Source organism: Roseivirga spongicola (assembly GCF_034376045.1).
Taxonomy (GTDB): Bacteria; Bacteroidota; Bacteroidia; order Cytophagales; family Cyclobacteriaceae; genus Roseivirga; species Roseivirga spongicola.
On sequence record NZ_CP139724.1, the window covers coordinates 297,057 to 314,517 of the forward strand.

Consider the following 17,461-nt stretch of genomic DNA (forward strand, 5'->3'; position numbering starts at 1 on the left):
ATGTCAGCAAAACTCATCATTATAATTGCCGGAATATTTGGAGCACTAGCCGTAGGCCTAGGTGCCTTTGGTGCTCACGGGCTAGAGGCTACCCTAACCGCCAACGGCAGGTTAGACACTTACGAAACAGCCGTTAAATACCAATTCTATCATACTTTAGCTCTTCTGCTCACAGGCATATTATTAATGAACATCAACCATGATTACTTCATTTGGGCATCGTGGAGCTTCATTATCGGAATGGTCATTTTTTCTGGATCGCTCTATATACTTAGCCTAACTAATGTTACCTGGCTAGGAGCCATCACTCCAATTGGCGGCCTGGCCTTAATTGTGGGTTGGGTATTCCTGATCTTAGGTGCTAGTAAAGCGGCTAGCTAAAAAAGTCTTTATTAAAGTTTACCAGATAAAGTTCCTTTGTAGCTCTGGTAATTGCAGTATAAAGCCACCTGAGGTATTCGTGGTTTACCATTTCTTCTGTCAAGTAGCCTTGGTCTACAAAGACAGCCTGCCACTGCCCTCCTTGCGACTTATGACAGGTGAGGGCATAAGCAAATTTGATTTGAAGGGCATTGAGGTACGGATCGTTTTTAATGGCTTTAATTCTTTCAGCCTTGGTGCTCAAATCAGCATAATCTGCCACTACCTGATCGTACAAATTCTTGTATGCTTTGTCGTTGAGAGAGGCTTCAGCAGAATATAGCGTATCCAATACTACTTTGGCTTCGAAGGGTTCTTGATCAGGATAATCGAGCAATCGAAGGGTCAGATTAGCGAACCTCAGATCGTACAACTCTTCAAACCGACTGATCTTCATTACCTCCACAAAATCGCCATTAGCTAAAAAACCGGCAGGTGTGTTCTCAGGAAGGAAGTGATAATTATTTCGGACAATCATCAATATATCTCCTGCTTCAATTTCATCTTCCCTGTACTGAATAGCTCTTCTTATATATTGATTATACTGAACTGCATTCTTATTGCTCCTGCAAATAATTGCAGTATTCTCTACTCCAAATTTATCGTAGGCATAGCGCAATCCGTCTTCAAGCTTTTCGCCAGTCATTTTAAATACATCAGTAAATCGACTTGTGGCTAATGATATCTTGAAGTCATTCTGAGCCAATTCATTCCTCAATTTAGTTGCATTGAAGAGAATACCGGAGTCAATATCTTGCCTCATCACCTCTGTAAGTTCAATAGCCTGAACATCTGCTCTGAAATTCCCTTGAAGGTAATCTCGTTCCAATGCAGGGCTTTCTAATGTACCAACAGGCGGAAGCTGTGCTGTATCTCCAATTAGCAGTAACCTATTTCCTTCTTGCGAAAAAACGTAATCGATCAAATCTGAAAGCAACCCTTTCTTTCCATAGTCTGAAGCATTGGAAATCATGGAGGCCTCATCTACAATAAAGAGTGTATTCTTATGATAGTTAGATTGTCTTTTAAACTCTAACCCACCACCTGGCTCAGCAGTTTGCTGAAAAACCTTCTTGTGAATAGTAAAAGCAGTCCTTTTACTGTACCCCGACATTACTTTTGCTGCCCTACCCGTGGGCGCCATTAAAACGTATTTAAACTTAAAAAATGGCAACATTTTAACCACTGCACTAACCACAGTGGTTTTACCTGTACCAGCATAACCTCTTAAAACCAAAACAGGCTTCTTCTGCTTGTCGTCTAACAGAAAAGAATCGAATAGCCTAAACAGCTTCTTCTGCCCTTCTGTAGGTTCAAAAGGAAATTTATCGATAAGTATTTCTGAAGGTTTCGCCAATTCGGTTCAAATCTTAGTTCGCTCTTAATACCTTTAAGCCAAGGCACAATATGCAAATATATCTTTCGCCTCAAAGCCCAAAAGCATGAAGGACAAAATTCAGCAAGAAATCAGAGAACAGTTTGGGGAAAAACTCAGAGTTAGAGTTTGCGGCATCTGTATCGAAGAGGAAAAAATCCTGCTGGTTCATCATAGATCGTTAGGCAAAAATGGCTCTCTCTGGGCTCCACCAGGAGGCGGCATGCACTTTGGCGAAGATGCTAAAAGCGCTCTGAAGAGAGAGTTTAAAGAAGAAACTGGGTGTAATATTGATGTTGAAGAATTTCTTTTTGTTCATGAATACTTAGACCCTCCGCTGCATGGAGTTGAGCTATTCTTCAAAGTAAAGATAGTCTCTGGCACTCTCACACTTGGCAGTGACCCGGAGATGTCACCAGACAGTCAGCTACTTACGGAAATTGGCTTCTTCGACTTAACAACATTACAAAAGCAAGATTTAATGAGTTTACATTACGTTTTGCAGAATACTAAAAGTTTAAGCGGTCTGATTAATCAAAAAGGTTATTTCAAATTTCATTAATTATCCATAAAATAGCGGTTCGAATAACTATGGATTACCTAAAATATTAGTTACTTTTAAGCAAAATTCAACCTCCAAGATGAACCTAACTAAAATTCTTACAGTCGTATTCTTCGTAGTAGCGATTGGCGTTGGTTACTTATTATATGATGGCGTAAATACTACCATTGAAGAAGCCAAAGAAATTGAAAGAGTAGAAAAGCAAGTGATCGCAAAACTTGAGAAAATCAGATCTGCTCAAGAAGCGCATTTAGCTACTTATGGTGACTATGCCGACACATGGGAAAAGCTAATTGCCTACGTTGATACAGGAAAAATTTACCTGATCACCAGAACTGAGGAAATCATCATGAAAGCTTACCAAGAGGAAGAGTCTGTTTTCACTTATGACACCGTTGGTGTAAAGAATGTGAAAGACTCATTGTTCTCAAGAAATTTCGATGCTAGAACTCTTCCTGAGCTTCCTCATGCTCCAGGAAAATACTTCTCTTTATATGCTAAAGATTCAGTGAGAAGTGGAGTAGCTGTAGACTACATTGAAGTTGTAGATACATATCCTTTCGACAGAACAAGAACGGAGGATCATGATATTGAGCAAAGAAGACCACTTAGATTTGGTTCCAGAACAGACATTACCACTGCCGGTAACTGGAGATAAGCTGTGCGCCTAGCAGATACAACTCAGATAATATCAATAAAAGACGAAAGGCTAGATATTGACAAGATTAGTCAATATCGCCTTTCGTTTTTTGTTTCTAACACCGAATGCCAGATAGCGGTATTTGATGTTAAAAAAAGGCACTTACTCCTTTTTGAACACTTAGAGTTCAACCCAGAGAAATCTATTACTCAAAACCTTCAGGTGCTCTATGACGAGCATACCTTGATTGCCGCAGGCTTTTGGAAAGAGATACAGGTATTTGTAAGAAATAAGCAGTTTGCTTTAATTCCAATTCCAGTATTCGATAGGTCGTTGGCTAGCCAATACGTGAGGCTAAACGAAGTTATTGATGAGAAAAAAGATGAATTCCACTACAAGCTTTTAGATGAAGCCGGAGCCGCAGTAGCCTTTGGTTATCAGTCAGAAATAAGAGCTTGGTTCAGAGAAAAGTATCCAAAGCTTTCTTTATACATAAATCATCAGTCGGTAGCGTACCTAAAAGGTATTCAGGAACAACTAAGATCCAAAACACCTGCTAGCTTATACATAAGCTTAAACAACAACGAGGCTCAAATTGTAGGCTATAACTTTCAGCGTTTAGCCATTTACAACCAATTCAGATTCTCAGATGCTACCCATTTAGTTAAACTAATGCTGCTTACCATTCAGCAGTTTAGTACTGAAGGTCAGCTTACGCCTATTGTCTTGCATGGGGTTAAGGAAAAAGTAGACCTAAACATGCCTGTTCTTAAAAAGTATTTCAAGCACATTGAGTTAGGAAAGAGACCTGAAGGCATACTGATTCATCCGGTATTTAACGAACTGGAAAATCAGGAGTATGTAGAAGTTTTAGCCAACCTCTAACGATTTTCCTTAGTTTTATAACATGAAGCAGATCGCTCTATTCCCCGGGTCGTTCGATCCATTTACCAGAGGCCATGAAGACATTGTACTTAGAGGACTCAAGATTTTCGATGAAATAATAGTTGCTATTGGCTTTAACAGCCAAAAGAACAAAAGATACTTCGAGATAGATTATATGGAGCAGAAGATCAACGAGACATTTAAAGACATACCAGAAGTCTCGGTGATTGTTTACAGTGAGCTTACAGCTAGTTTGGCCTCTAAACTTAATGCTAGCGCTATTTTAAGAGGCTTGCGTAACACAACTGATTTTGAATACGAAAACAGTATTTCTCAGGTAAACAGAGACCTGAATAAGGAACTTGAAACTATATTCTTAATTACTTCGCCAGAATTGGCAGCGGTGAACTCTTCAATTATCAGAGAAGTACACCGCTATGGTGGCAACATAGATAAATATATACCTTATACACTCTGAGGTTTCTTAAGCTTTTTGAACTTATCATAAACATGGTTAATGGACTTGTAAGTATTATACATAGCCACGTTTAACTCCTTCTCGTTCATCCAGCGTACTTCATCTATATCTTCTTCTAACTGAGGTTTCATATTCGAATCATCGATAGAATCCATCAAGTACCAAGAAGTCTTTTTCAGAATACTCTTATCTCCTTTTGTGTAGGTGTGCCAAGTAGTGCAAATCTTTTCTTTTACCTTAACTCTTACATTGCACTCTTCCTGAACCTCTCTTTTGGCTCCTTCTACTGAAGACTCTCCCTTTTCTATCTTACCTTTTGGCAAATCCCACAAGCCAAGTCGGTGAATCATTAGCACCCCCTTTTCAGAAGTAACCACTCCCCCTCCAGCTTTAAGAATTTTGAACTTGCTCTTAATATAGTCTACGATTTCTTCGTAGTTCTTGGCTTCAACAGTTATTGAGTCTAAGCTTTTCAGCTTCTTATTATGAAGAATAAAGAGAATTGACTTGATGGTACTGTAATTGGAATTTCGGATGAGCAACCTTCCCTGAAACATTCGCTCATTGATCAGCAAATCATCATCTTCAATGACATGGTCAAACTCAGTCTGATTTCCTACCTTTTCAGGTCTCTTTATTCGTAACGGCTTGTCTTTTATATATATCCTCATTGAGGGAATAGATTCGGGGTCAATATCAAAAAAAAATCTTGAACAAGGCGAATGATATTCATGCCAATTTCAGAAAAAAAATCTACTAACTTCGCGCTATGCAATTGAACGAAGCCGATAAAACGACTGCCCTAAAAATTGCCTCTGACCTTCTTTCTATTGAGGCGATCAAACTTAGTATTGATAATCCTTTCACTTGGAGCTCAGGGTGGAAATCACCGATATACTGCGATAACCGCATGTCTCTTTCTTACCCAGAAACTAGAACATTCATTAAGAACGAGTTAGCTAAGGTAGCCAAAGAGAAATTCTCTGGATATGAAGCTGTAGCCGGTGTAGCAACTGCAGGTATTCCTCAAGGAGCGCTTCTGGCCGATTTGTTGGAGGTGCCGTTCATCTATGTTCGATCTAAGCCAAAAGGCCACGGTATGGAAAACCTGATTGAAGGAAAGGTGGACCCCGACAAAAAAGTACTGATTGTTGAAGACTTGGTTTCTACTGGAGGAAGCTCACTAAAAGCTGCTGCTGCACTTAGACAAGCTGGCTATGAAGTAGTGGGCATGCTAGCCATCTTCACTTATGGCTTTCCTTTAGCCGATGAAAACTTCAAAAACGCGGGCGTTACCCTTCATTGCTTAAGCAACTACAGCATTATGTTAGAGCAGGCAATTGAAATGGGCTATATTACTTCGGAAGATGTAGCTTCTCTTGAAGAGTGGCGAAAAGCCCCTGCTCTTTGGAGACAGTAATTAATTCGGCAATGTACTAATTGGTGATTTGAAGGCTAAGGCTTGCTGTGCTCTGAGTTTACTTATTACTGAATAGCCCCTTAGAAATTTCGTAATTCGTAATTCGTAATTCGTAATTCGTAATTCGTAATTCGTAATTCGTAATTCGAAATTCGTAATTCGAAATTCGTAATTCGTAATTCGAAATTCGTAATTCGAAATTCGTAATTCGAAAATTTTAATATTTCTCCTCCACTCCTAATCCGAAAAGAGCAAAGTCGTATTTCACAGGGTCAATTGGGTCGAATTCTTTAAGGTTGGCTGTTAACTCCATGGCCATTTGCCAGTCAGTTTGCTTTCTAGTGATCAGGTAAAATCTACGTGCTACGCGCTCCACATGCACATCGCAGGGACAGACTAATTGAGAAGGTTGAATACGCTTCCATAATCCGAAATCAACTCCCTTATTATCTTGCCTAACCATCCAGCGCAGGAACATATTAATCCGCTTGCAGGCAGATTTTCTAGCAGGCGTTGCAATGTGCTTCTTCGTTCTATGAGGAGCATTTGGCAAAGAGAAAAAGTCTTCATGAAACCTTACAAGACCTTGCTCAACACTCACATCTGCTGATTGAATACCTTTTAAAAAAGCATCTTCTAAGCTATCGTGTTGTTGATAATAGTTTTTGAAGAACTCAACGAAGTAAAGTGTATCGGTATCATTAAAAGTTCGGTGCTTGAACTTCAGTAGAGCTTTTAAGTCATTCTCCGAGTGATTTAAAACAAAGTCATGAGGGCTGTTATCCATCAATGCGAATAACTCATTGCATTTGTTGATGATTGTCACTCGTTGCCCCCAAGCCAAGATAGAGGCCCAAAAACCTGTTATCTCAATATCTTGAGGCTTAGTATACTGATGTGGAATAGATATCGGATCGTTCGGAATGAATCCAGGTTGATTATACTCTTCAACCTTACTATCCAAAAAATCCTTAAGGTTATCGAAAGACTCGAAAGCCATTTACTTGAAGTAATTCAGCTTAACTCTGAATCTTTTATCTACTGCTTTTAGATGATCATAAGCCCTTTGGTTCAACTTAATAATCACGTTTTCGTTTTCCGAGGTTTCAGGAATTGTACCGATAACTCGAACATACACCGTCAAATCATTCATCAGATTCTTCACCTTAATCACGGTTCCTACCTTGGCAGTTCTATGAAGTGCGAAAAACTTACTCGATGGCTCTGACTCTTGAATAACCTCAGCAATTCCTTCGGTTTCTTTGGGCTCAAAAGGAGTACCAGGATAGTTTACATCTTCTGGCACTTCTACAGATTCTATTTCAGTATTAGACTGCGTGTTTACCTCAGGGCTCGATTGAAAAGGCTTATCTGCCACCTTAACAGAGTCTGGTACATTAATTCCTTTAGGAGCAACGGTTGTACTTTCTTCTACCGACTCTTGCTCAACCATTTCTTCTTTAGGCTGCTCAACGGCCGTAAGCACCTGTCTCCTGATAACAAGACCTTGACCGAGATTGATGGCGTTAGAACTCAGTCCATTCCAAGCTTTAATGTCAGAAACTTGCACATCGTATTTTCTAGCGATAGCAAAAAGTGTTTCCCCCGCCTTTACTCTATGAGTAATTTCCTGAGTTTGCGAAGTAACCTGGGCGTCTGGCGAAATCAGCACTCCACCGTAAGGTATTTTCAAAGTTTGGCCTATCTGCAAGCCATTGGCCAAAACAGGGTTAGCTGAATTTATTTCAGAAACGGTTGTCTTATATCTTCTAGAAAGAGAATAAAGCGTTTGCTGAGGTTTCACTTTATGAATCACAAAAACCTTATCTCCCTGCCTTTCAATGCCAAGCGAGTCAGATTGCGCAAAACTTAGGCTCACAAACCCCACCAAGCATACAATTATGTAGTTAATTCTTCTCATCAATACTATAGATATTCAACTCGTTCTTTCCTGTAACAAATATAAGTGCGTCTTTGACTATAAAAAAGGCACCAGACACTAAGCCCTTCACTCCTGTTTCAAGGTCTTTTTGCAAAAGCAAATCTCCTTGTTGGTTAAAGACGCATAGTGTTAACGACTTCATTTCATCAATGACATGATTTGCAGCAATAAATATTAGACTGTGCGATTCTAAATAGTCACAGCTGCCAGCCATATTAATATTCGTCTTGAGCTTCAAAAACCTAGCCAGCGTATCGAAGTGCTTACTTTCAGCCTCATAATGAATCGGGTACTCAGTCAGTTCATTAGAATCACTAATCGACATAACCTCATCCCAATCTTGTTGCTCAATATTGAAAATAAGCTGCTGATCGTCATTATAGTTCAAATAAAGCTGATTGCCTTTAACACCTGTAAGTCTCACATTTTCTATCGACCACAAAGATTCTTTAGTTTCTAAGCCGAAGCCAAAAACAGTTCGGTCATCAATATTCTGACTGTCTTCGAACTTCTGAAAAACCACCATACTCTCCGTCATGTGATAGGCACTTACCCACCACTCATCTTCGAACTGTAGCCCTTCCCACTTCAACTCATTGGTTTCAATGTCTATCAAAGCGAACTTTGACTCCAACGCATCATTATCTCGAGAGTTTACTAAAACTAGATTTGCGGCCGATTTAGTCTCCCAAATAGGAGCATCGAAGCGGTATGAAAATTTTGAGTTTAAAACCGAAGACACAGGCTTTCTTTGTAATTTGAACAAAATTAAATGAATAAAGTGGGGAACAAAGGCATACGATTTTTTACTCGAACTATAGTTGCATTAAGTATCGCTTTACTTGCCATAACCGCATGGGCAAGTGAACAAGCAAAATACCAAGAAGGCACCAAGAAGGTGTTTGTTATGCAGATTAGAGGAGACATTGACCCTCGAATGAATCGCTATGTAGATTTAGCGCTTACACAGGCAACTGAACAAGAAGCTGACCTCATATTAATTGAGATGGACACTTATGGCGGTGCTGTAAACGATGCAAATGACATTCGCACCCGCATTCTTGAATATGAAAAACCAGTTTGGGTTTTTATAGATAATGATGCTGCTAGTGCCGGTGCACTAATCTCCATTGCCTGCGACAGCATTTACATGGTTCCTGGTGCAAATATTGGTGCCGCAACCGTGGTTAACGGTACGGATGGCATGGCTGCTCCCGATAAGTATCAGTCATACATGCGTGGAATTATGCGTTCAACGGCTGAGAAAACAGGGCGCGATCCGCTCATTGCTGAAGGCATGGTAGACGACAGAGTAGAAATTGAAGGTGTAACCGAGGCTGGCAAAGTCATCACCTTCACCACTTCGGAAGCCATTGCCAATAATTATTGCGAGGCCGAAGTCGCAAGTATTCAAGACATATTGGAGAAAAACGAAATTGTAGATTACGAACTGATAGAATACGAACTTCCATCAAGCGAAAAAGTAATCGCCTTTTTTCTAAATCCAATTGTAAGTGGACTTTTAATCTTGGTAATCACCGGAGGCATATTTTTTGAGCTTCAAACACCAGGTGTAGGCTTTCCTTTGGCTGCTGCTGGAGTCGCGCTAATTCTTTATCTAGTTCCTTATTACCTCAACGGGCTGGCAGCCAATTGGGAAATTGCCGTGTTCTTTGTTGGGCTCGTGCTCATAGCTTTAGAGGTTTTTGTAATCCCTGGCTTCGGTGTGGCCGGCATTGCAGGAATTACCTGTTCAGTTGGTGCTTTGATTTTTATGATGCTAGGCAACGACAATTTCAACTTCGATTATGTCCCTGCTGGAGAAATAACCAAAGCAGCTACCGCTGTAGGCCTTGGAGTATTTGGCTCCATACTCTTACTGATCATTTTTGGCTATCGGATAACTCAATCCAAAATGTTTGAGCGTGTAGCCCTAGTTAATACTCAAAAGAAAGACGATGGCTATATTGCAACGTTTTACACAGAAGACCTTGTAGGAAAAGAAGGCGTAGCAGTAACGATACTAAGGCCAAGCGGCCGAATTGAAATAAATGACCAAGTCTATGATGCCTATACTCGCGGAGAGTATGTTGAGTTAGGGTCTAAAGTTACTGTGGTAAGCCAGCAAGGCACTTCTTTACAAGTAAGAATTAAGAAAAATGAAGCATAAGGATTTCTCGGCAGAGAGCTTGGCCATCTCAGGAGGCCACGACCCTGCTAGCGCTCACAATTCCATAAAACCACCTATTTATCAAACCTCTACCTTCAAATTCAATACAGCTGAAGAAGGGAAAGCCTTCTTTATTAATGCTTCGGGCGATGCTCCTTTGGAGGAAAGAAATGCCAGCTTAATCTACACCAGGCTTAATCACCCTAATGCTATCACGGCAGAGTTCAAACTGGCGCAATTAGACGGTGCAGAAGACGCAGCTTTCTTTGAAAGCGGAATGGCAGCCATTTCAACAGCTATCTTTTCATTTTGCCATGCTGGAGATCTGATTCTGATGTCATCTCCACTTTATGGCGGCACAGACACTTTCATTAAAAAACACGCAGTTCAGTTTGGTATTGAATGGATAGAATTTGAACCCAGTGCTACATCAGCTGAAATCAAAGCGCTGATTCAATCGCACCCAAAGGCAGACCGACTGAAAATGATTTATCTGGAAACTCCTGCCAATCCTACGCTATCGCTCACCGACATTGAAATGATCAAAGAGATTCGGGACGAACTAGCTGCGGATGCAGTGATTGCCGTAGACAACACTTACATGGGGCCGATATTCCAAAAGCCTCTTGCTCATGGAGCCGACCTGAACCTATATTCTGCCACCAAATACATTGGCGGACATAGCGACATTATTGCCGGTGCAGCTTCCGGTTCTGAAAGCGTGATTAAAGAGATTAAAAAGAAGCGCTCTATTTTGGGCAATACGGCATCGCCTTTTACCTCATGGTTACTTTCGAGAAGTATGGAAACCATCGGTTTGAGGATGGAAAAGCAAGCTAACAACGCACAAAAACTAGCAGAGTTCCTTGACAGCCACTCGAAAGTTAAAGCCACTCATTATCTGGGCTTGATGAAGGAGAGTGATTCACTCTATGCACTTTTTAAAAAGCAGAACACTTCAGGTGGAGCCATGATTGCCTTTGAAGTGCATGGCGGAGAATCTGAGGCTTTTAAGTTTCTTAATGCACTGGAGCTGGCTCATTTAGCCATCTCTCTGGGAAGTACGGAAACGTTGGTTTCTCATCCGTTCACCATGAGCAGTTCTAATATGGATGAGGCCGACAGATTGAAAAATGGTATTACCCCTGCCCTGGTTAGAGTTTCGGTTGGTATAGAAAATATTGATGATCTGATTAAAGACTTTGACCAAGCTTTAAAAGCCATCTAACTTTCAACGCCATTCCAGAATTTTTCTTCCCATTTTTGAGAGGTAAGAAAAATATCAGGAATCTCACGAATTCAAAACTTGAGATACCGGATAAATTAATTCACTTCAAAAAGTGTGAATTATTTTTCCGGCATGACGTCCTCTTTGTAGCTTCACGCTCAAGAAAATGTCTGAAATAAAAACCCTTTACGAACGCATAGGCGAAGAAAACATCCTTCAGTTGGTAGATGACTTCTACGATGGAATTGAAAACGATGAGTTGATTCGCCCAATGTACCCGGAAGATTTACTTCCTGCTAAAAACCGACTCAAGCTATTCCTGATACAGGCTTTAGGAGGAAGACAAACCTACACCGATGAACGTGGCCACCCGATGCTCAGGCGCAGACACTTTCAGTGGCAGATTGGAAAAGAAGAAGCTACTCATTGGCTCAAGCACATGCATGCAGCACTTGAAAAAGCCACCTTTGCCGAAAAAGATAAAGACGCTTTCTGGGATTATGTCTATCAGGCAGCTATTCATATGATTAATAAGTAAAATTCATTCGTCCTAGTTCGCCAAGAAAAAGATCATCTAATTCAACTAAACTTATTAAAGTAACACAATGAGCACAGAAAAAATTAATTTAAAGTTATTGAATGAGTTAGAACAACTCGAGTTAAGTAGACCTAGTATTATACGCATTTCACCCTTGACATATCTAGCTAGACTACTATTCGCCATACTGTCATTAACTTTTCTGGTAGTTTTTATCAGTACGTTTACTGGCCCCTTATGGGAACGCTTTTATGAAGCCATGACAAGCAATAAATATTCGGCTAACTCTGAAAACATGAAACTACTTCTTGGGTCAACTCGCATATTTTCATCTATAGTTTTTATAGTTACCGCAATTGGGTATAATCAGGCATGTCTTGTTCTCAACAGAAACAAGTTCATTCTAAACTTCATGATCTGGACTGATGAATTAAAAAAGGAGTTAAAGAATTCTTGACGTCAGGATATCCGCAATGGAGTAAAACCTAAGTTATCATTTTCCCTATCTTCGCCACTTTATGAAAAGGGCTCTTCTTAAGGTTTATTCTGTTTACGGGTTGGTTGTGTTTGCGCTGATCTTTATAGTGCTCTTACCTTTCTTTCTTTTAGCCATTTTTATTCGCCCATTAGAGGGCATGGCTGCTTTTCTCAATCATGTTTGGGCTAAAGTGTTTTTCTTTTTTATGTTTCTCAATAGTACCAAGGTCACTTATGAAGAGAAGCCTAAAAGAGGAAAGAAATATATCTACTGTGCCAATCACACTTCTTTTTTAGACATACCCACTATTGGACTAATCAACCGAAAGTTCAAGTTCATTGGCAAAGCATCACTCAGAAAAGTACCCATCTGGGGCTTTATGTATAGCAGGCTTCATATTCTGGTAGACAGAGGCAGTATGAGAAGCAGGCACAACAGCTGGCTCGCTGTTCAGCAAGAAATTAAGAAAGGGTTCAGCATCGCCTTTTTCCCGGAAGGAGGAATACTTTCTAAAAACCCTCCGCAGATGGTAAACTTTAAAGAAGGTAGTTTTAGAATTGCTGTGGAAGAACAAATTCCCATCATACCTATCACCATTCCTAACAACTATTTACTTTTGCCAGATAAGATGCCGCTCACTATGCATCCGGGAAAGGTAGAAATGGTTGTACATAAACCCATTTGGCCAAACGGAACTGGCGATGTGGCAGTAACCGAACTGAAGCAAGCGGTTCGGCAGAAAATTGAAGACACCTTGAAAGCTTATGAAAGTAGATAAGGAAAAATTGCATAAGGTTGCTCATTTGGCTAGGCTCACTATAAAGCCAGAGGAAGAAGAGCAACTGATCAAAGACATGGGTGAAATACTCGAGTGGGTAGATAAACTCAGCGAAGTAGACACCGAAGGTGTGGAGCCTCTAACTCACATGACTCAAGAAGTGAATGTGCTGAGAGCAGACAAAGCAGAAAAAACTATCGAAAGAGAAGCTGCATTAAAAAATGCACCAGATCAAGACGGCCAGTTTTTCAAAGTACCTAAGGTGCTGAAACGTAATGATTAAGGCAATAAAGACGTTACTAAATGAAAATCATTCAATCTACCCCAACCCTAAAGGGCGTCTGAATGATTTTCAAACTTTTCTTCCTTTAGGGCAGGGGTAAAAAAAGTTTTAAAATTCTTAGACCAAATTTGACCATTTGAACTCAACCACCTTCAACTTTCTAAAATACTTAAGCCCGACCCTTGCTGCTTTTGCGGTGATATGGTTTGGCTATGCGTGGTTTGTTGGAGATGAGCTCACACTCCCTTGGCAAGTAGAGTCTACCTTTAAAACACGCCCTTTTCTTTTAGAGTACTTCCAGATTAATGGAAAGCCTGGAGGAGTTGTGGTGGATCAATTGATTAGCTGGCAGAAGTTCAGAACAGGTGAGTTACAGTACTTAGTTTGGCCTGAGAAGCTCTTACTAATCTCGATAGTAGCAGTTCTGGTACTTGGAACTCTGTCCATCACTTACCTTGACAGATTCAGTTACTTTATATTCTCAGGTATTGTCGTATTCTGCTTTATCCAGTTGCGACTGGAGGAACTCGGTGTTGCAGATCCTTACCTGAGCTATGGTCTCATAGGAGCATTTCTACTGCTCACTTACTACTTCCAAGCCATCAATAAGAAGGTTTCGGTACTAGTCAGATTAATAGGAATTCTACTGCTTTATCTGACCTTCGGCTTACTGGTGAATTTCCTCCCAAACATGGACTACCCTAACTTGGTAGTGCTTTCATTCGGCATGGTTGGACCACTGCTCTGGACAACCCTTTTCATCATTTTCATTGCCGGGGATAATATCTTCAGTCTGTTTAAGCTCACTACGCAAGGAGAATCGAAAGGCAAGAATGGACTGTTACACTTCGGTATTATAGGCTTCGTGTATGTGATTTTGGTCAGTCTACTTTTCATGGAAAAGAATGAAGACATCGAGCTAAATCTATACCTGATTGAACCAAGCACGCTTCTGATTGCCTCAATGATCTCGGGCTACTTTTGCTTCGACCCAAAAATCAAAACCATCAATGTCTCTGGCGATACTTTCGTATTAAAAGACTGGCTCTACCCTGCCCTATGCGCCATGACTTTAGGTGTGTTAGCCTATGCCGAAATTACAGCTAACAGCTCTTTAAAAGACGCTATTGAATGGGTGATAATCATTAGTCATTTAGCCTTTGGCGCTGGCTTCTTTGTTTATGCGCTAATCAACTTTACCCCTGCCCTTTTCCAGAACATTCAGGTATGGCACATTTTCTTTCAAGGCCCAAGAACACCAATGCTTACGGTAAGGCTTTTCTGCATGATTATGGTGGTTGGCGGTTTCCTCTACCTAGAATACCGACCGTATTACATGGCTAAATCTGGACAGTATACCATGTTGGCAAGTTTGGCTGAACACATCGACAATGACCTCTTGGCCGATCAATACCATAAGCAGAGCAACTACTTTGAGTTCTATAATTATAGATCTAATTATGCTTTATCCCAGAAAGCTAAAACCGAAAAAGAGAAGGAAGAGATTCAGGAAAGATTGGTGGCAATTCTGAGAGGTGGCGAAAACCCGAAAGCCAGAGTAGCCTACTCCAACCACTTCGATGAAAAAGGTGATTTGTACCGAACACTCAGCTCACTTATGTATTCTAAAGAAGTGGAGTATGATGACAAAGTTCAGAACAACTTAGGCTTAGCTCACTACAAATATCAGAACTACGACTCAGCCTTTAAGTACTTCAGAGAATCATTGGGTGGAGGGGCTTTTGTAAGCGAAGGCAATTTGGCTGCCCTCAACTATGATGTAGCCGCTCAGGTAGACTTCGACACTACCATTAATTATGAATATCAAGACAATATTCATTTAAAACTAAACCGACAGGCGCTCGCTAATGCACAAGGTCAATCTTTACTTTTCAGCATTGAGCTAAGGGCTGACACACTTCTAACTCGAGAACAACTATTCTACTTATACAATGCTGCTTTAAGCAGACAAAGAGAAGACTGGAAGGTTGTTGATGATGCTATTCAATATTACCAATCGAGCCCTAAAAACGCGGTTTACAACACTTTCTTACTTACTGCTCAATCGTTCCTCTACTACAATTCAGGTCAAGTAAACAAAGGTTTCAGAACGCTTGAATCAGTCATTTCTTCGAACCTTTCAGCCGCAGGCTTTCCATACTACATTAAGGCTGTATGGGCTTTCGATCAGGGGCAGTCAGATTTAACGGTTGAGTCGATCAATAATGCTAAGAAAAGAGGGTTTGATGCAGAACCATTGAACGAGTTTATGGAAGACTTAAAGTTCGTTACTGACTTTGATCAAACCGCAGACATTAGCCAGCAATTAAAAGGAGTTCAAGCTGAAAAAGCTGAACTTTCAGAAGCCGAATATCAGCAGGCGCTTATTCGAGTAGCTGAAACCAACGCCTTTGATGTAAACACTACGCTTAAAGCGATTGAACTTTTAAACCAAACCGAAATAGATAGTCAGGTAGAATATGATCTACTTCGCGAAGCATTGGAAGTGAATAGAAAATCTACCGACTTATGGGAAGCTTACATTTACTCTTGCGCTAAAAATAACTTCACCGCCTTTGGAGAAACAGCCCTAGACCAGCTATCAGAACTGGCTGACCAACAGAAAGTAGCTGAGGTAAGGTCTGAGTTTGAGCAAATTCTGGAAGAAAAAACAACCTTCCAAATCCGCTAAGAGAAAATCTTAGGCCAATCTACCACCTGTAATCCTTTACGTATTCCGTTCACGGAAAGTCCTTTTAGTACACCAACTTCTTTTGATTGTTTTGTTTGTGGTAAAACCATTTAAATAATTACCAAGTTCTGTATTAAACTTTTCGGCATTTAGATACGTCCAACCAGTATGAGTAAAACAATAATCAAAACTACCAACATCTCTAAGGTCTACCAGATGGGTAGTGAGAAAATCCAGGCTCTGAAATCTGTGAGCATCGAAATCAAGCAAGGTGAATATGTAGCATTCATGGGGCCATCAGGTTCTGGTAAGTCTACTCTTATGAACACCATTGGTTGTTTAGATACTCCTTCTGGCGGAACATATATTCTAAATGGCCAAGATGTTTCGGACATGACTGAAAATGAATTGGCCGAGACCAGAAACAAAGAAATTGGCTTCGTTTTCCAGACTTTTAACCTCTTGCCTAGAGCATCTTCTTTAGAAAATGTTGCTCTTCCGCTTATCTATGCTGGTTATAGCAAGTCTGAAAGAGAAGACAGAGCCCAGGCTGCACTAACAAGTGTTGGACTTGGTGAAAGATCTTTCCACAAGCCGAATGAGCTTTCTGGTGGTCAGAGACAACGTGTTGCTATTGCTAGAGCGTTGGTGAATGATCCATCGATTATTCTTGCCGATGAGCCTACAGGTAACTTGGACACCAGAACGTCTTACGACATTATGGACCTATTTGCCGCTCTTCATGAAAAAGGCAACACCATTATTATGGTAACTCACGAAGACGATATTGCTCAATACTCGCACCGTGTTATCAGGTTGAGAGATGGACTTATTGAGAAAGATATTATCAATGAAAATCCTACCAACACTGCCGTAATGAGGGCCGCATACGAGGCAGAAGTTGCTAAAAGAGTATTCTAAGATTTGAAAATATATACTAAAACTGGAGATTCTGGCACCACCTCATTACTAGGTGGTGCTCGTGTTTCAAAGGCACACATCCGAATTGAAGCCTATGGAACAGTAGATGAATTGAATAGCTACATTGGTCTACTCAGAGATCAGGAAGTAAATTCTTCTAGAAAAGAAATTCTAAAAACCATTCAGGACAGACTGTTCACCATAGGAGCAGATTTAGCTACCGAACCAGGTAAAGACAAGGTGGTAAAACCTGATTTACTAGAGTCTGACATTCAAGTATTGGAAAGTGCCATGGATGCCATGGACGATCAACTGCCAGCACTTACCAGCTTTGTTCTTCCGGGGGGGCATCAATCAGTTTCGTTTTCTCACATCGCACGTTGTGTGTGCCGAAGAGCCGAACGAATAAGCATTGCCTTAAACGATCAAGAACCTATTTCTCCGTTGGTCATTCAGTATCTCAATCGTCTTTCCGACTATCTCTTTGTACTTGGCAGAATAATGGCTCAAGAGCTTCAGGCCGAAGAAGTGAAGTGGGAACCGAGAAAGAAATAAAGTTGCTCAGAAAATTATTGGGCGTTTTGAGTTAATTGCGGAATTTTCGACCAAAACCACCCTCATTCAGAATCATTTGTTCTGAGTAAATTAAAT

At 40.6% G+C, this 17,461-nt stretch carries 19 protein-coding genes; 14 read left to right on the plus strand and 5 right to left on the minus strand.

What is annotated here, in order from left to right:
- On the plus strand, positions 1 to 381 hold the full coding sequence (locus T7867_RS01355) for a DUF423 domain-containing protein (RefSeq protein ID WP_068219391.1): 381 nt from the start codon (positions 1 to 3) through the stop codon (positions 379 to 381).
- On the opposite strand, the gene T7867_RS01360 is transcribed toward T7867_RS01355, so the two are convergent.
- Positions 374 to 1,777, minus strand: coding sequence for an ATP-dependent DNA helicase (locus tag T7867_RS01360; RefSeq protein WP_068219389.1), 1,404 nt, complete (start codon positions 1,775 to 1,777; stop codon positions 374 to 376). The two genes, T7867_RS01355 and T7867_RS01360, sit on opposite strands and share 8 nt — an antisense overlap.
- A gap of 85 nt (positions 1,778 to 1,862) precedes the next feature.
- Between T7867_RS01360 and T7867_RS01365 the strand changes: the two genes are divergently transcribed.
- The 4 genes from T7867_RS01365 (at position 1,863) to coaD (ending at position 4,360) form a co-directional block, all read left to right on the plus strand.
- Positions 1,863 to 2,357: an NUDIX domain-containing protein gene (locus tag T7867_RS01365; protein WP_068219388.1), complete on the plus strand. Its 495-nt coding sequence runs from the start codon at positions 1,863 to 1,865 to the stop codon at positions 2,355 to 2,357.
- Between the two features lie 79 nt (positions 2,358 to 2,436).
- Positions 2,437 to 3,015 carry a hypothetical protein gene (locus T7867_RS01370; RefSeq protein ID WP_068219385.1) on the plus strand — a complete coding sequence of 193 codons (579 nt, stop codon included), beginning with the start codon at positions 2,437 to 2,439 and terminating at the stop codon, positions 3,013 to 3,015.
- Between the two features lie 3 nt (positions 3,016 to 3,018).
- Positions 3,019 to 3,882 carry a DUF3822 family protein gene (locus T7867_RS01375; RefSeq protein WP_068219383.1) on the plus strand — a complete coding sequence of 288 codons (864 nt, stop codon included), beginning with the start codon at positions 3,019 to 3,021 and terminating at the stop codon, positions 3,880 to 3,882.
- 22 nt (positions 3,883 to 3,904) lie between these two features.
- On the plus strand, positions 3,905 to 4,360 hold the full coding sequence (coaD, locus tag T7867_RS01380) for a pantetheine-phosphate adenylyltransferase (RefSeq protein ID WP_068219380.1): 456 nt from the start codon (positions 3,905 to 3,907) through the stop codon (positions 4,358 to 4,360).
- Here coaD and T7867_RS01385 read toward each other — a convergent pair.
- Positions 4,348 to 5,031 carry an NUDIX hydrolase gene (locus T7867_RS01385; RefSeq protein ID WP_068219378.1) on the minus strand — a complete coding sequence of 228 codons (684 nt, stop codon included), beginning with the start codon at positions 5,029 to 5,031 and terminating at the stop codon, positions 4,348 to 4,350. The two genes, coaD and T7867_RS01385, sit on opposite strands and share 13 nt — an antisense overlap.
- A gap of 98 nt (positions 5,032 to 5,129) precedes the next feature.
- On the opposite strand from T7867_RS01385, the gene pyrE reads away from it, so the two are divergent.
- Complete coding sequence (gene pyrE, locus T7867_RS01390; RefSeq protein ID WP_068219376.1) at positions 5,130 to 5,780, plus strand: orotate phosphoribosyltransferase; 651 nt, start codon at positions 5,130 to 5,132, stop codon at positions 5,778 to 5,780.
- 217 nt (positions 5,781 to 5,997) lie between these two features.
- Here the strand turns inward: pyrE and T7867_RS01395 are convergent, their stop codons facing one another.
- Genes T7867_RS01395 through T7867_RS01405 form a run of 3 tightly spaced genes read right to left on the minus strand, consistent with a single transcriptional unit; the run spans position 5,998 to position 8,464 of the window.
- A complete protein-coding gene (locus T7867_RS01395; protein ID WP_068219374.1) occupies positions 5,998 to 6,780 on the minus strand; it encodes a TIGR02757 family protein in 783 nt (260 codons plus the stop codon).
- Entirely contained in the window at positions 6,781 to 7,701 is a 921-nt protein-coding gene (locus T7867_RS01400; protein WP_157717579.1) for a LysM peptidoglycan-binding domain-containing protein, read from the minus strand.
- Positions 7,688 to 8,464 (minus strand): DUF4905 domain-containing protein, encoded by a 777-nt coding sequence (locus T7867_RS01405; protein WP_157717578.1) that lies wholly within the window; start codon positions 8,462 to 8,464, stop codon positions 7,688 to 7,690. Before T7867_RS01405 ends, T7867_RS01400 begins: the two co-directional genes overlap by 14 nt.
- Positions 8,465 to 8,494: 30 nt before the next feature.
- On the opposite strand from T7867_RS01405, the gene T7867_RS01410 reads away from it, so the two are divergent.
- The 8 genes from T7867_RS01410 (at position 8,495) to T7867_RS01445 (ending at position 17,365) form a co-directional block, all read left to right on the plus strand.
- Entirely contained in the window at positions 8,495 to 9,892 is a 1,398-nt protein-coding gene (locus T7867_RS01410) for an NfeD family protein (protein ID WP_068219368.1), read from the plus strand.
- Complete coding sequence (locus T7867_RS01415) at positions 9,882 to 11,120, plus strand: trans-sulfuration enzyme family protein (protein WP_068219365.1); 1,239 nt, start codon at positions 9,882 to 9,884, stop codon at positions 11,118 to 11,120. The genes T7867_RS01410 and T7867_RS01415 overlap by 11 nt, the downstream gene beginning before the upstream one ends.
- 166 nt (positions 11,121 to 11,286) lie before the next feature.
- Positions 11,287 to 11,658: a globin domain-containing protein gene (locus T7867_RS01420; protein ID WP_068219364.1), complete on the plus strand. Its 372-nt coding sequence runs from the start codon at positions 11,287 to 11,289 to the stop codon at positions 11,656 to 11,658.
- Between the two features lie 518 nt (positions 11,659 to 12,176).
- Complete coding sequence (locus T7867_RS01425) at positions 12,177 to 12,914, plus strand: lysophospholipid acyltransferase family protein (protein ID WP_068219362.1); 738 nt, start codon at positions 12,177 to 12,179, stop codon at positions 12,912 to 12,914.
- On the plus strand, positions 12,901 to 13,197 hold the full coding sequence (gene gatC, locus T7867_RS01430) for an Asp-tRNA(Asn)/Glu-tRNA(Gln) amidotransferase subunit GatC (RefSeq protein ID WP_068219359.1): 297 nt from the start codon (positions 12,901 to 12,903) through the stop codon (positions 13,195 to 13,197). The genes T7867_RS01425 and gatC overlap by 14 nt, the downstream gene beginning before the upstream one ends.
- Before the next feature lie 136 nt (positions 13,198 to 13,333).
- On the plus strand, positions 13,334 to 15,889 hold the full coding sequence (locus T7867_RS01435; protein ID WP_068219356.1) for a hypothetical protein: 2,556 nt from the start codon (positions 13,334 to 13,336) through the stop codon (positions 15,887 to 15,889).
- 168 nt (positions 15,890 to 16,057) lie between these two features.
- Positions 16,058 to 16,810, plus strand: coding sequence for an ABC transporter ATP-binding protein (locus T7867_RS01440; protein WP_068219354.1), 753 nt, complete (start codon positions 16,058 to 16,060; stop codon positions 16,808 to 16,810).
- A 3-nt stretch (positions 16,811 to 16,813) separates the two neighbouring features.
- Positions 16,814 to 17,365, plus strand: coding sequence for a cob(I)yrinic acid a,c-diamide adenosyltransferase (locus tag T7867_RS01445; RefSeq protein WP_068219352.1), 552 nt, complete (start codon positions 16,814 to 16,816; stop codon positions 17,363 to 17,365).
- The last annotated feature ends 96 nt before the right edge of the window (positions 17,366 to 17,461 follow it).

Excerpts from the sequence above, each read along its gene's own strand:
- T7867_RS01410 (WP_068219368.1), top strand. The coding sequence starts at position 8,495 with ATGAATAAAGTGGGGAACAAAGGCATACGATTTTTTACTCGAACTATA.
- T7867_RS01400 (WP_157717579.1), bottom strand. The coding sequence starts at position 7,701 with ATGAGAAGAATTAACTACATAATTGTATGCTTGGTGGGGTTTGTGAGC.
- T7867_RS01420 (WP_068219364.1), top strand. The coding sequence starts at position 11,287 with ATGTCTGAAATAAAAACCCTTTACGAACGCATAGGCGAAGAAAACATC.
- T7867_RS01395 (WP_068219374.1), bottom strand. The coding sequence starts at position 6,780 with ATGGCTTTCGAGTCTTTCGATAACCTTAAGGATTTTTTGGATAGTAAG.
- T7867_RS01370 (WP_068219385.1), top strand. The coding sequence starts at position 2,437 with ATGAACCTAACTAAAATTCTTACAGTCGTATTCTTCGTAGTAGCGATT.
- T7867_RS01415 (WP_068219365.1), top strand. The coding sequence starts at position 9,882 with ATGAAGCATAAGGATTTCTCGGCAGAGAGCTTGGCCATCTCAGGAGGC.
- pyrE (WP_068219376.1), top strand. The coding sequence starts at position 5,130 with ATGCAATTGAACGAAGCCGATAAAACGACTGCCCTAAAAATTGCCTCT.
- gatC (WP_068219359.1), top strand. The coding sequence starts at position 12,901 with ATGAAAGTAGATAAGGAAAAATTGCATAAGGTTGCTCATTTGGCTAGG.
- T7867_RS01440 (WP_068219354.1), top strand. The coding sequence starts at position 16,058 with ATGAGTAAAACAATAATCAAAACTACCAACATCTCTAAGGTCTACCAG.
- T7867_RS01365 (WP_068219388.1), top strand. The coding sequence starts at position 1,863 with ATGAAGGACAAAATTCAGCAAGAAATCAGAGAACAGTTTGGGGAAAAA.
- T7867_RS01425 (WP_068219362.1), top strand. The coding sequence starts at position 12,177 with ATGAAAAGGGCTCTTCTTAAGGTTTATTCTGTTTACGGGTTGGTTGTG.
- T7867_RS01385 (WP_068219378.1), bottom strand. The coding sequence starts at position 5,031 with ATGAGGATATATATAAAAGACAAGCCGTTACGAATAAAGAGACCTGAA.
- coaD (WP_068219380.1), top strand. The coding sequence starts at position 3,905 with ATGAAGCAGATCGCTCTATTCCCCGGGTCGTTCGATCCATTTACCAGA.
- T7867_RS01355 (WP_068219391.1), top strand. The coding sequence starts at position 1 with ATGTCAGCAAAACTCATCATTATAATTGCCGGAATATTTGGAGCACTA.